The organism is Chitinophagaceae bacterium (genome assembly GCA_016717285.1).
Taxonomy (GTDB): Bacteria; Bacteroidota; Bacteroidia; order Chitinophagales; family UBA10324; genus JACCZZ01.
Window position 1 is genome coordinate 208,788 of sequence record JADKFU010000002.1, and the last position, 13,908, is coordinate 222,695.

Sequence of the window (13,908 nt, forward strand, 5' to 3'; positions counted from 1 at the left end):
TGATCAGCAAAGTTTTTTTTGTTCCTGCAGTAAGGATGGCAATATTATTACTTTATATGATACAGATTTTATGAATTAAAAAACGAATAGAGCATGCCTGATTTTTGTCATTTACACAGTCACACACAATACTCACTGCTCGACGGAGCTGCTGATATTTCTTCGTTAATGGATAAAGCCGTTAAAGAGGAGATGAAAGCCATTGCGATCACCGATCATGGTAACATGTTCGGTGTATTTCAATTTGTAAAAGAAGCGCACAAAAAAAATATACTTCCGATTGTAGGTTGCGAGTTTTATATAGTGCCAGACCGTTTTAAAAAGGAACTGATTGCAGGTTTTGGAAATGATGAAGATGGAACACGTGGAAAAAAATCGTTTCACCAGGTTTTGCTTGCGAAAAATGAAACCGGCTATAAAAACCTGATGAAGCTTTGTTCACTCGGATTTATTGACGGTTATTACTACAATCCAAGAATTGATTTTGAACTGATAAAGCAACACAGTGAAGGGGTGATTGCCACCAGTTGTTGCCTTGCAGGAATTATTCCGCAACACATTCTTTATAAATCAGAAGCTGAAGCAGAAGCGATTTTAAAAGAATGGTTAGATGTTTTTGGTGAAGATTACTACATCGAACTGCAACGCCATGGAATTCCTGAACAGGACAAAGTAAACCAGGTGCTCATCAGGTTTGCCAGAAAATACAATGTGAAAGTTATCGCAACCAATGATTCACATTATGTAAATCAGGAAGATTCAGAAGCACAGGATATTCTGCTATGCCTGCAAACCAACAAAGCATTTGATGATCCTGGAAGAATGCGGTTTTCTAACAACCAGTTTTTCTTTAAAACAAAAGCGCAGATGGAAGAGCGCTTCATTGATATTCCTGAAGCACTTGACAATACCATGGAAGTGGTTTCGAAAATTGAACCGCTCGACCTGAAGAAAAAGATCCTGCTGCCCTTTTTTCCATTGCCTGCTGGTTATACTTCCAACCAGCAATACCTTGAACACCTTACCTGGCAAGGAGCAAAAGTACGGTATGATGATATCTCAGTAGCTGTTCGTGAAAGGTTGCAATATGAATTAAGCATTATTGAAAAAACAGGATTCTCAGGATATTTTTTGATTGTTCAGGATTTCATCAACGAAGCAAAAAAGTTAGGCGTTTGGGTGGGTCCGGGACGTGGTTCAGCGGCCGGTTCAGCAGTCGCTTATTGCATCGGCATTACGAATGTTGATCCGTTGCAATACAATTTGTTGTTCGAGCGCTTTCTTAATCCGGAACGTGTTTCAATGCCTGATATGGACATTGACTTTGATGACGCCGGCAGACAACGCGTGATTGATTATGTGGTGCAAAAATATGGGCAAAACCAGGTTGCGCAGATCATCACCTTTGGAACGATGGGTCCCAAAACGGGAATACGTGATGTGGCAAGAGTATTGGGTTTGCCATTGGCAGAATCAAACCGTATTGCCAAGCTGATTCCGGAAATGCCAGGCATGAGTTTTAAGCGTGCTTACAGCGAAGTGAAAGAGCTTGCGGCATTGCGTAACAGTCCTGATGCGCTGATAAAAAAAACAATTCGTATTGCAGAAACCCTCGAAGGTTGTACGAGGCACCATGGCATTCATGCAGCCGGTGTCATCATTGCTCCAAGCGATATACGAGATCACATTCCTGTTATTTCTCCAAAGGATTCAACCTTGCTTGTTACGCAGTATGAAGGCAAGTTAATTGAAGATGCCGGTCTGCTGAAGATGGATTTTCTGGGATTGAAAACCCTTTCTATTCTGAAAGATGCACTGGCAGATATTGAGAAAAATCACAGCATCCAAATTGACCTTGATAAGATTCCGTATGATGACTTAAAAACGTATGAGTTGTTTCAACGTGGTGACACAGTTGGTATTTTTCAGTTTGAATCGCCTGGTATGCGTAAGTACCTGCGGGAATTAAAACCAACACATATAGAAGATCTGATTGCGATGAATGCTTTATATCGTCCTGGCCCTATGAATTATATTCCTGACTATATCGACCGGAAGCACGGACGCAAGAAAGTTTCTTACCCGCATCCATTGCTCGAAGAAGTGTTGAAGCCCACCAATGGCATCATGGTATACCAGGAGCAGATTATGCAGGCGGCGCAAATCATGGCCGGATATACGTTGGGTGCAGCAGATTTGCTTCGCAGAGCGATGGGTAAAAAGGACATGAAGGAAATGCAAAAGCAACGGGCCATTTTTGTGGAAGGCGCGAAGAAAAAAGGAATCGAAGGCAAATCAGCGGAAGAAGTATTTACCATCATGGAAAAATTTGCAGAATATGGTTTCAACCGTTCCCACTCTGCCGGCTATGCAATAATTGCTTATCAGACTGCCTATCTGAAGGCCAACTATCCACCGGAATTTATGGCCGCTACGTTGTCTAATTACATGGGTTCAACAGAAGACACCCAATATTACCTGAATGAAACAAAGCGTTTTCATATCCCGACACTTGGCCCTGATATTAACGAAAGTGAACTGAAGTTTACTGCAAATAAAAAAGGGGAGATTCGGTTTTCATTGTCTGCCATTAAAGGCGTTGGCGAAGCAGCGGTTATTGCAATCGTTGCAGAAAGGGAAAATAAAGGCGCCTATAAAAATTTGTTTGACCTCACCAAAAGGGTCAGTTCGCGTTCGCTGAATAAGAAAGCGGCTGAAAGTTTAGCGGCTGCCGGAGCATTCGATTGCTTTGAAGGAACACATCGTGCCCAGTATTTTGCTACGCTTCCGGGAGAAACCATTTCTGCAATAGAAAAGACGATTAAAAATGCAACCGCTGACCAGGCGAGAGCTAATGTGAAAATGCAAACACTTTTCGGGGAGGTTGCGCATGAAGAAATGCGGAATCCGGTACTTCCGCAGACGGAACAATGGCCTGCATTGGTGAAGCTCAAACGTGAAAAAGAAGTAACCGGCGTTTATTTATCAGGACATCCGCTGGAAGACTACAAGATGGAGATGAATAATTTTTGTACCAGCACCGTTGCTGATCTCGAGAATTATAAAAATCAGGAGGCCGCAATAGCAGGAATAATCACTACCGTGGAGCATAGGGTAAGCAAAAACGGGAAACCATTCGCCACGTTCAGCATTGAGGATTTTACCGGAGCCACAGAGCTTGTTTTATTTGGTGAAGAATACCTGAAGCTGAAACATTTTCTTGTTGAAGGAACTATGCTTTTCGTGAAGGGAAAATACCAGCTTCGTTACAATTCAGAAGACCGGTATGAACTTAAAATTTCATCCATCCAGTTGCTTCAGGATATCAGAGAACGGTTGACTAAAAGGGTGACATTGAATATCTCACTCAATGATGTGAATGACCAGCTGATTTTGAAAATTGAAGAATTATTTACCAAATACAAAGGCAACTTTCCGGTAGCGATTCAGGTTAATGATAAATCTGATAATTTCTCACTCAATTTCAATGCTCAGAAAGCAACCGTAAATCTCAGTGAAGAATTTATGCATATGGTAGACGAATTTCCTGAGGTGGAATTGAAGCTGAATTGAAAATTGCTCGCTCAAATCATTTACCGGAAATAAAAAATGGTTGCCGGAAATCTTACTTTACCGTCTCATATATTTAAATAACCATTGTGAAGAAAACTCCAGTAAAGAAAAAAACGCCGAAAAGCGGAAGTGCTGCTCCTCTTGTTAAACGTGAATCCAGGGAGAAGAAAAAAATCACTAAGTCTGCAGAACCACCTTCCTTTCAACCTGACCTTCTGAAACGGGACCTGATTCGTCAAACCATCATCACCATTTTGTGGCGCAGGGAAGAAGCAACTATGGCAACTTTAATTACTGATTTGAAAAAGGAGATAGGCCATCACTTTGATGGTGATCTTGAACTGTATGCCAACCAGGTTAAGAATGATTTAATTGGCTGGAAAATTATGGAGGAATCTCCGGGTAAGAGACCGGTTTGTTACCGGTTATCACAAAAGCTGGATAAGAGGGATGACAATGAATAAAATTACTTACTCCTTGTGCTCAGGTTGTCAACAATCTGTAGCGGATGGGTTGCTTTCAAAACTTAAAGCTTAATTTTGACGCCTCCTTCAGGCAGGAACTTTTAATCAATCTGCTTGTTTAATTAGTTTATCGATTTTAAAAACTAAATAATCTACAATGGCATTACAATTAACAGATTCCAACTTCAAAGAAACTGTGTTGGATGGTAACCAGGTTGCACTCGTTGACTTTTGGGCCGAATGGTGCGGACCTTGCAGAATGATAGGTCCTGTAGTTGAGGAATTGGCTCATGAATATGAGGGTAAAGTGGTAATTGGGAAAGTGAATGTGGATGATAATCCTGAAACAGCAACCCAATATGGCATCAGGAGCATTCCTACCATTCTCTTTTTCAAGAATGGCCAGATGGTAGATAAGCAGGTTGGAGTAGTTCCGAAGTCTGTGCTAGAATCAAAATTGAAGTCACACTTGTCATAGTTCATTTAAGTAAAAACGATTCAGCCCTTTCTGTTCTTTCAATGGAATCAGAAGGGGCTGAATCGTCTTCAGGATAATCTTTTGTTAAACTTACATTTTTAATAACCGTGTTGTCGCATTACTATGCTTCCCCTTTAAAGTAAGCAAATAAGTTCCTGACCCAAGCCCATCAAGATTTATATCAACGGCTTCTTCCTGGCTTTCGGGTATCACTTTTTCCAGTAAGACTGCTCCAAATATATTTAAAACTGAAATTCTGATTTCTTCCGTTTTTGTTAAATGGTATTTTACCTGTAAGGTATTGCAGAATGGATTGGGCGCAGCAAATAATTCAACCGTTCCGCTTTGTAATTCAAACATACCAACCGGAAACATGATATTGGTTGTAACCGTATTGGTAACCACCGGATTAACATTGTTACTGAATTGAATAATGCTTTTATTGAGAACTTTATTACCCTGCGTTAAAGTCGTTAGTGGCTTGGCTTTAAACTTCACAAATCCACGACTTCCAAGAGGATCGTTTGTAGCAGACGCTAGCTTGATATCGCTAAAGTTCCAATGTAATACCAGTGGATGAGCGGAATATTGGGCAACACTTTTCGCGCTTAAAGAACCATCATGACTTGACCCAAGCATTTCGAATGAGGAAGTGTTCAGGTTAGCACTTAATGTGTCATAGATATCGAGGTTTTGGGAGTTGTTACTCCCTGTGTTCTGAAAATAAATCGTGTATTCAATTTCCTCATCGCCATCAGCCAGATCGGTGGGTATAATTTCCGTGCGATTTACTGTTTTGTAATTTGTGTTGCCGGTTCCGCTAACGATTACAGAATCAGCAATTGAATTGTCGTTTAAATAGATGTCAGTTGCGCCACTTATAATTCCGAGTGCAGAGAACGAAAGACTTGAACCTGCCAAAACACTTGCCGGAACATCAAATTTTGCAGTAATGGTTTGTGAGGCGAAAGGCTGCAGGTTTGAAAAAATCCAGGTGAGTACTGTGCCGTTTTGAAGGAATGGAGTAATATCGGCTCCGAGAAAACTGATCGCTTCATCATGCTGAAATACCAAAGAGCCGTTGACGGCATAAGGCCCTTTATTTGTATAGGTTATGTAGAAATTACATTTAACACCTGAAACTATTTGTCCCGGAGCAATGCTGATTCCAAGATCATAGACATCAGCAGCAGGATGAATGCCGAAATCAATATTGTTTACTTGTTGACCCGACGTATCATTGAATGTAATAGAATAAGGCACTGAAGGGTTAACAGTATAATTTCCCGGGGGAAGTACAGCACTGTAAGAATAGGTGCCGCTAAATCCACCATTCACAGCATAAGCCCCTGATTGATCTGAATAACCTGCCCAGTTTTCAGTGCTTGCTTTTACGGCTATTCCAGGAAATGCGATGTCATCAACATCTTTGAATCCATCTCCATTAAAATCGACAAAGACATTGCCGCTAACAGTAGGATGCAGGGCGCAATTATTCGGCTGGCCGTTTATACAAAGCGGAAGCGGAGAAAGATACTCATAGATAGCCGGAAAATTTGGAAGACAACTGATATTCGTAAAATCATATACCAGGGACTGAAGGTCGTAAGGCAGTTCAGGCAGGCAGGCAATTGGATTTCCGCTAACATCCAGATTAGTAAGGGATGAAGGCAATGCCGGTAAGGACATCAATTGATTTTGCGTGCAGAAAAGCTTTTTAAGACTTGATGGTAATTCAGGAAGCTGATAGAGCTGATTCAGATTGCAATGGATGGATGTTAAATGTGCAGGTAATGGTGGTAGTGTAAAAAGGTGATTGTCGTTGCATGTGAGGTTATCCATGTTATTGGGTAAAGCAGGCAATTCGCCCAACAAGTTATCTGAACAGAACAGTGTCTGAAGTGAATTAGGTAAAGGCGGAAGCGTAGCAAGCAGGTTATTCTCACATTTTAACTGCTCGAGTTTGATTGGTAATGTAGCCGGTAAACTTGTAATCACATTATCACTGCAATACAGGAGTTGAAGGGAGTCAGGAAGTTGCGAAATAGTGGTAATGGAATTGTTATTGCAATAGAAGGATTTCAGGGCAGTAAATCCTTCAATGCCGGAAATATCAATGATGCTTTTTCCGGCAACATTCAATTCAATCAACATTTTAGCGGGTGGTAGCAGACAGCCACTACTCCCATCAATACAAGTGGGACAAGCAGTCTGAATCGCTGCCTTAAAATTTGGATCTGTAATACATTGACCGGCACTATTTTTAAACAGCAAGAACAGCAGTAAAAAAATGGATAAGAGAAAACTTTTCATGTATGCAAGTTAAATTCAACGGTAAGTTGAAGGAGCGGATTTTATGGTAGTTTCAAAAGTAGAATGATTGTAGTGTTTCGCCAAGTATTTGTTGAAAAAGGAGTCGTAATGTGAACAAAGTTCCTTGGTACGCGAATAAAATTCCATGTTCTTTAGAGATAGAGCAACTATAAACACTGGTAGTATTTGCAAAGCATGCACGAAAATAAGTCGACTATGATAGGAAGGAAACCATCAGTGGTACACCGGTTTTCCTGGTAAGAATTAAAAAATCACAATGCCATGCGATCAGGTATTTTGATAATGATTTTTATAGTAAGATAGCCCAGAAACAAAAATATACCGTACTGAAGCGTCATCACAATCATTTCAGTCCGGAGCATACGGTCAGAAAAGTGTTCAAAAATATCAGCATACACGCGCAAAGGATTACCAACAACATCCCATGAATTCAGTCTGACATATCTCCCAATGTAAATACCCAGGCTTCCTGTTAAGATCGTGACAGTAGCGAAGATCCACCCTGCAATGCGACCCATTCTTTTTCGCACCAGGTTCTGAACTTCGATCAATGATAGAAAGCCAAGCATAAGTCCGGCCCATGCGAATGCAAGGATCAAACCCAAATCAAACCAAAGTGGAATATTTTGTTTTTCCTTAAGATGAAGCAAATCGGTAAGCATATAAGGAGAGTTTGGCCAGAAGAGAAACCAGACAATAAATAACAGATAGATAATAAATTTGGAACGTATCACGTGAAAAGAAACGGGCAGGTAAATGCCGATGCAATAAGGAATCCATGCAAGGAAAAGATTCCAGACAAAATACAAATAGTTGTGGTGCCCGCTCAGAAAGATGCGAAGTGCTTCAAGTCCGACAGCGAATACAGAAGATGCTATCAGTAACAATGTAATTTCCCACCTGTTTTCAAAGTACCTGCCTTTTAAATTGCGAAGCATAATAAGATTAGTTTTGCCAATGTGAAAATGTGGAATTACTTTCGATGATTGTAACATTACCTGTTTAACAGGATAACTATTTTATCAAAATGATAAAGATTACTTGCCAGGAAAAGGCGTTTACTCCATTCAACCAGAAAACAGCACTTTGCAGGAAAAATTAAAACGAAAATAATTGGAACCCTCTAAAGAATTAATTGGTGAAGTTGGTAAAATTGAAAACCTCGAATTGCTGGCCAGGCAGGTGGTGGAAGGCTTTCTGATAGGATTGCATAAAAGCCCGTTTCATGGATTTTCTGTAGAGTTTGCCGAACACAGATTGTATAATCCGGGAGAATCAACACGACACATTGATTGGAAGGTGCTTGCGCGAACTGATCGTGTGTATGTGAAAAAGTTTGAAGAAGAAACAAACCTGCGTTGTCAGATTGTGCTGGACGGTTCTTCTTCTATGTATTTTCCGGAGGCGAAAGAATCAGCAAGCGGTTTAAGAAAGATTGATTTTTCCTGTGTGGCGGCAGCTTCTGTGATGCATTTATTGAAAAAGCAGCGAGATGCATTCGGACTCACTATTTTTTCCGATCATGTTGAACAGCACAGCACCGTAAAATCCAGTTCCGTTCACAATAAATTATTATTGGGACAATTGCAAAATGTGATGACACGTGAACCCGGAAAAAAGAGAACCGCCGCGGCTGCTTGTCTTCATGAAGTGGCGGAAAAACTTCACCGGCGGTCGATGGTGGTCATCTTTAGTGATATGTTTGAAAACATGCTCACTGACAGTAATGAATACCTCGCATTGTTTTCCGCTTTGCAGCATTTGAAGCACAATAAACATGAAGTGATTCTTTTTCACGTGCTGGATAAATCAAAAGAAATGTCGTTTGATTTTGTAAACCGGCCTTATCGTTTTATTGATCTCGAAACCGGAGAACAATTGAAACTGAACCCAAACCAGGTGAAAGAAAGTTATGTGAAGCAAATGCAGGATTTCTATCAGCAACTGAAATTGCGCTGCGGACAATTTAAGATTGACCTGGTGGAAGCGGATGTGAATGAAGGATTCAGGCCTGTACTGTTGCCCTATTTAATGAAGCGGGAAAAGTTCAATTAAAAATCCAGTGTATCAATTTGTATTTACAAACCCATTCATACAGTCTGGCTTTCACACAATCATTTAACCATGAAGCCATTTAACCATTTGTTCAATACGAATGATTTCTTTTCCTACCTGCAAAATCAACATCGGTCTTCGCATCCTTAACCAGCGGGAAGATGGTTATCACAATCTTGTTTCCGTTTTTTATCCGGTACAATGGTGCGATGCATTGGAAATAGTTCGCTCAAATGAATTTGGTTTTCAGACTGAAGGAATAATGATTAATGGTTCAAATGCTGATAATCTTTGTGTAAAGGCTTATAACTTATTGCAACAACTATATGAATTACCTCCTGTGAAAATGGTACTCCTCAAAAATATACCGATTGGAGCAGGTTTGGGTGGTGGTTCATCAGACGGTGCTTTCACCTTAAAAATGTTGAATGAATTTTTTGAATTGCACATTACCAACGACGAATTAAAAGCATATGCTTTGCAACTCGGAAGTGATTGCCCTTTTTTTATTGAAAATAAACCAATGTTCGTCACTGGTAAAGGAGAACAGTTAGCTCCGGTTGAAATGAATCTGTCAGGTTATTGTATTGTAATTCTGTATCCTGAAATAGCTGTCAATACAGCGTGGGCTTTTCAGGAATATTCCAAAGCCAATAACTCCATTTCCGCTGAGGATGATGCGAATAATTTTACCATTCAACTACAGCAACCTGTATCTTCCTGGAAAGATATTATTGTCAATGATTTTGAAGCAATTGTAATCCGGCAACATCCCGAAATCGAAGCGTTAAAAAAGCAACTGTATGCATCAGGAGCTTTGTATGCTTCCATGAGCGGAAGTGGTTCTGCTGTCTATGGCATTTTTCAGGAAAAGCCGGAACAGCTTTCATTCATTGGAAATAATCGCAGCTACATTGGCACGCTTTAAAAGCATTGACCGTCGGATTGCGATTGTCATTCATTCTTCTTAAAAAAATTGTCTGCTATGAAAGCCATTTAGGTTATAAGGAAGATTTTGCGTTTGTTTTGAAGACACCATATTTTTTGCAATATTGTCGGATAAGATTCTATAAATGAAAAACCGATGCCACTTCATGCTGTAAAAAACAACGCCCTCAAGCAACTGAGGAAAGCATTTCAGCTTTCAAGAAATGCAAACGAAAAAGGAACTACAGATTTTGAATCTGTTGCTGGTGATATACAAAGTCATTCTATCACTCGAAGAAAATTTATTCTCGATGTTACAAAAGCTGCAGCAGTAATCGGAGCGGTCGGATTGTATGAAGCCTGCAAACCGGTGAATCAGAAAACACAACCTGTTATTGCCATTGTCGGCGGTGGCATTGCCGGATTGCATGCGGCTTATATTTTAAAGAATGCAGGATTGATTGCACAGATCTATGAAGGAAGTCCGAGAACCGGTGGCCGCATTATGTCGGTTGATGGTATGATGGGTGATGGATTGTGGACAGAAATGGGTGGTGAATTTATTGACAGCACGCATATTGATATGCTGAACCTTGCCACGAAATTCAATCTTCCGTTAATTGATCGTCAGGCACCAAGTGAATTGGGATTGAATGAGTTTGCCTGTTTCTTTGATGGAAAACGGTATGTGCTTGCTGATGTGGTGAAAGCCATTCATCCGGTGGCAGCGCAAATTCAAGCGGATATTGATTCCCTTTCGGAAATCATTTCCTTCGATACCTATACTCCTGCTGATTTAGCACTTGACAATATTTCTATCACCGCGTACACCGAAAAATTAGGGCTCACCGGCTGGTTCAAAGAATTTATCAATACCAGTTATACAGCGGAATATGGAATGGAAGCATCGGAACAATCAGCCATTAACCTGCTTTCCATTTTTGATCCGGGTAATGGAGAGGAGGTGAAGTTATATGGCGACAGTGATGAGCGATATTCAGTGGTGGGTGGGAATTCAAAAATCTGTAATGCGCTTTCTGCGGAGCTAAATGAACAGATCCGCGAAGAATATTTGCTGACTGCCATTGGTATGAATCCGGACAACCGTTATGAACTCACTTTTAGAATAGGAGGTAAGGGAGAAATCAATACAGTGGCGGATATTGTATTAATGACCATTCCGTTCACCACCTTGCGGGAAGTGGATATCAAGGTTCCATTGCCTGATTGGAAAATGAATACCATTAAAAATGTTGGCTACGGAACCAATTCCAAACTTTTTATTGGTGTGAATGAAAGGGTCTGGCGCCAACAGGGTTATGCCGGTTATGCATTTTCGGACAATGGTATGATGAATGGATACGACCATACACAAATGCAAAACAATAATTCAGGTAAAGGTGGCTATACCATTTTTCTGGGAGGAAAAGCGGGAGTCGATTGCGGAAATATTTCACTGGAAGATTTGCAAAAACAATATGTGCCTGCTCTTGATGGTGTTTTTCCGGGAGTTTCGAACCAGTTTAACGGAAATTTCCAGCGCTGGTATTGGCCGGGTTATGCATTTTCAAAATGCAGTTACCTGTCTTATAAAGTCGGTCAGTATACAACGATGTGCGGAACGCAGATTCGCCCGGTTGGCAACCTCTATTTCGCCGGTGAACATTGCAGCTATGAATTCCAGGGATTTATGAATGGCGGTGCAGCAACAGGTAGAATCGCCGCAGAACAAATTATTGCAAAACTAAAAGTCTAAAAGAATATCCAACCAACCCTAACCCTTCAAACTCTTCAGACCTTCACCTCCTGCATCATACTCACAAAATCATCAAACAAATACCTGCTATCATGCGGACCCGGAGCAGATTCAGGATGATATTGCACAGAGAAAGCTCGCTTATCTTTTAATCGTAAACCTTCAATAGAACGGTCATTCAGATTGATGTGTGTTACTTCCACTTTGTCCGATCTTTTAATCGCATCCGGATCCACACCAAAGCCATGATTCTGTGAGGTGATTTCACAACGACCTGTGATTATATTTTTCACCGGATGGTTCAATCCGCGGTGGCCGTGGTGCATTTTGAAAGTAGGAATACCACTCGCTAATGCAAGCAACTGATGGCCAAGGCAAATACCGAATAAAGGTTGATCGTCACTCAGAATTTGTTTTACGGTTTCAATCGCATAATCCATCACTGCAGGATCGCCCGGTCCGTTGGAGATAAAGTATCCGTCAGCACCCCAGCTTTTCATTTCCTGGTAAGAAGTTTTTGCAGGAAATACTTTTACCTGCATGCCCCGCGCTACCATGCAATCCAGAATATTTTTCTTGATCCCAAGGTCGAGGGCCGCGACTTTTAATTCAGCATTCATATCACCCGCTTCATAAGCCGTTGTAGTGCTCACAATCGATGACAATTCGAGGCCGGCCATGGAAGGAACGGCTTCCAATTGTTTTTTCAACACTTCAAGATCTGTTGTTTCAGAAGAGATAATGGCATTCATAGCACCACGGCTTCTGATATGTCGAACCAGTGCTCTCGTATCAATGCCTTCAATGGCCACTTTATTTTCTTTGATGAAATAGTCCTGTATGCCGCTGCCCGCCATTTTTCTTGAATAAAAAGTGTTGAAACTTTTACAAACAAGACCGGCAATTTTGATGGAGTTGGATTGAACTTCTTCTTCAAACACACCATAATTTCCTATATGCACATGGGTTGCCACCAGTAACTGCCCGAAATAAGATGGATCGGTAAATATTTCCTGGTAACCTGTCATGCCGGTATTAAAGCATATTTCGCCGGTGGTGGTACCAATGGCACCAGCGGCAAAACCGTGATATACGGTACCATCTTCAAGTAACAGAACTGCAGGAATCTTCACAGGAAAAGAATTTTGCAAAAGTAAATTTTATCCGGTTACTTTCTTTGGATAAACCGTAATTTTATAAAAATCATTATCATGAAAAAAATATTCGTTTTTCTATTTGTTTGCAGCTCATTCATAAGCGTTCGTGCTCAAAATCCAATGCAGATTGCCGAATGTGATTTTGACGGTACACTTATTAATTGTGAGTTTTTATTTGATACGGCGCAGCAAAACATCTGGCAGATAGGAACGCCTCAGAAACCATTTTTTGGAAATGCATTTTCTGCGCCTAACGCTATTCAAACGGATACGCTGAATCCATATCCTGTGAATAATAATTCTGCCTTTACCTTGAAATTCACCAATAACATTGGATATGCAGTAGATTGGAATCGGACGGAACTTTCTTTCTGGCATAAATATCAGGCCAGCGTATTGAATGATGCGGGTTCTGTTTCTTTTTCTATTGACAATGGAATTTCATGGATTGCAATGGTAGACACTTATGATATTCAAGGCGCAAATGGGTATGGCTATACTTTTTTTTATTGGGACCCACCGCTTTTGCAAACACCAAATTCTTCATTGGATGGTAATATAGTATCAGGTATTTCATCTGATTGGGTATTTTCGTCTTACTCATGGTATTGGTATTTTAGTGTTGAAACAGAGCGCGATAATATGACTCCTGATACCATCCTGGTTAGATTCAACTTTGATTCAGATGGCATTTTTGATAATTACGATGGATGGATCATTGACAATATTAAGGTGGAAAAGCAATGGTATTCCGGTATACATGATCCTGAAAATATCTCAGGCAATTTGCATCTGTATCCCAATCCTGCAACCATTCAATTAAATTTTTCCTTAACAGGAAATGAAGTTCCGCACGTGCAACAATTAATTAATCAACAGGGCGAAGTGATCAAGGAATATTACTATCACACTAAACAAGGGAAGATAATATTGAATGACGTTCCAAAAGGAAATTATCTGTTCAAAATTATTACCGTATCAGGCCATTTTGCGACGCAGCAGATTGTAGTGCAATAAAATTTAGAGTGGGCAATTTATAATTCTTGTTCTCCGTGCAAATCCGTGCCTCCGTGGCAAATGTTTTTTTATTCTTTGCCACGGGGGCACGGATTTACACGGAAAACCACCATACAGTGATGTGTAAATATTAATCGGATAATTCAG

Annotated in this window: 10 protein-coding genes; 7 read left to right on the forward strand and 3 right to left on the reverse strand. The window is 40.5% G+C overall.

Annotation, left to right across the window (positions count from 1 at the left end; translation table 11 throughout):
- Positions 1-93 precede the first annotated feature (93 nt).
- From dnaE to trxA, 3 genes are all read left to right on the forward strand, one after another.
- Positions 94-3,573, forward strand: a complete 3,480-nt coding sequence (gene dnaE, locus IPO83_04125) for a DNA polymerase III subunit alpha (protein ID MBK9730467.1) — start codon at positions 94-96, stop codon at positions 3,571-3,573.
- Positions 3,574-3,659: 86 nt separating this feature from the next.
- The gene (locus IPO83_04130) at positions 3,660-4,037 is read left to right on the forward strand and encodes a hypothetical protein (GenBank protein ID MBK9730468.1); all 378 of its coding nucleotides are present in this window, start codon (positions 3,660-3,662) and stop codon (positions 4,035-4,037) included.
- Between the two features lie 157 nt (positions 4,038-4,194).
- Entirely contained in the window at positions 4,195-4,515 is a 321-nt protein-coding gene (gene trxA / locus IPO83_04135; GenBank protein MBK9730469.1) for a thioredoxin, read from the forward strand.
- Between the two features lie 90 nt (positions 4,516-4,605).
- Here the strand turns inward: trxA and IPO83_04140 are convergent, their stop codons facing one another.
- Together IPO83_04140 and IPO83_04145 are read right to left on the reverse strand one after the other, a co-directional pair.
- Complete coding sequence (locus tag IPO83_04140; GenBank protein MBK9730470.1) at positions 4,606-6,828, reverse strand: DUF11 domain-containing protein; 2,223 nt, start codon at positions 6,826-6,828, stop codon at positions 4,606-4,608.
- Between the two features lie 272 nt (positions 6,829-7,100).
- On the reverse strand, positions 7,101-7,787 hold the full coding sequence (locus tag IPO83_04145) for a DUF1361 domain-containing protein (protein MBK9730471.1): 687 nt from the start codon (positions 7,785-7,787) through the stop codon (positions 7,101-7,103).
- A gap of 175 nt (positions 7,788-7,962) precedes the next feature.
- Here IPO83_04145 and IPO83_04150 point away from each other — a divergent pair, with 175 nt between their 5' ends.
- The 3 genes from IPO83_04150 to IPO83_04160 all read left to right on the forward strand — a co-directional run bounded on the left by IPO83_04150 (position 7,963) and on the right by IPO83_04160 (position 11,587).
- On the forward strand, positions 7,963-8,904 hold the full coding sequence (locus tag IPO83_04150) for a DUF58 domain-containing protein (protein ID MBK9730472.1): 942 nt from the start codon (positions 7,963-7,965) through the stop codon (positions 8,902-8,904).
- A gap of 100 nt (positions 8,905-9,004) precedes the next feature.
- Positions 9,005-9,832, forward strand: a complete 828-nt coding sequence (locus tag IPO83_04155; protein MBK9730473.1) for a 4-(cytidine 5'-diphospho)-2-C-methyl-D-erythritol kinase — start codon at positions 9,005-9,007, stop codon at positions 9,830-9,832.
- Positions 9,833-9,988: 156 nt separating this feature from the next.
- A complete protein-coding gene (locus IPO83_04160; GenBank protein ID MBK9730474.1) occupies positions 9,989-11,587 on the forward strand; it encodes an FAD-dependent oxidoreductase in 1,599 nt (532 codons plus the stop codon).
- Positions 11,588-11,622: 35 nt separating this feature from the next.
- On the opposite strand, the gene carA is transcribed toward IPO83_04160, so the two are convergent.
- Positions 11,623-12,738 (reverse strand): glutamine-hydrolyzing carbamoyl-phosphate synthase small subunit, encoded by a 1,116-nt coding sequence (gene carA / locus IPO83_04165; GenBank protein MBK9730475.1) that lies wholly within the window; start codon positions 12,736-12,738, stop codon positions 11,623-11,625.
- Positions 12,739-12,798: 60 nt separating this feature from the next.
- Between carA and IPO83_04170 the strand changes: the two genes are divergently transcribed.
- Entirely contained in the window at positions 12,799-13,761 is a 963-nt protein-coding gene (locus IPO83_04170; GenBank protein MBK9730476.1) for a T9SS type A sorting domain-containing protein, read from the forward strand.
- The last annotated feature ends 147 nt before the right edge of the window (positions 13,762-13,908 follow it).

Bases quoted from the DNA above. Each gene is read 5' to 3' on its own strand.
- dnaE (MBK9730467.1), top strand. From the start codon at position 94: ATGCCTGATTTTTGTCATTTACACAGTCACACACAATACTCACTGCTC.
- trxA (MBK9730469.1), top strand. From the start codon at position 4,195: ATGGCATTACAATTAACAGATTCCAACTTCAAAGAAACTGTGTTGGAT.
- IPO83_04140 (MBK9730470.1), bottom strand. From the start codon at position 6,828: ATGAAAAGTTTTCTCTTATCCATTTTTTTACTGCTGTTCTTGCTGTTT.
- IPO83_04145 (MBK9730471.1), bottom strand. From the start codon at position 7,787: ATGCTTCGCAATTTAAAAGGCAGGTACTTTGAAAACAGGTGGGAAATT.
- IPO83_04155 (MBK9730473.1), top strand. From the start codon at position 9,005: ATGATTTCTTTTCCTACCTGCAAAATCAACATCGGTCTTCGCATCCTT.
- IPO83_04160 (MBK9730474.1), top strand. From the start codon at position 9,989: ATGCCACTTCATGCTGTAAAAAACAACGCCCTCAAGCAACTGAGGAAA.
- IPO83_04170 (MBK9730476.1), top strand. From the start codon at position 12,799: ATGAAAAAAATATTCGTTTTTCTATTTGTTTGCAGCTCATTCATAAGC.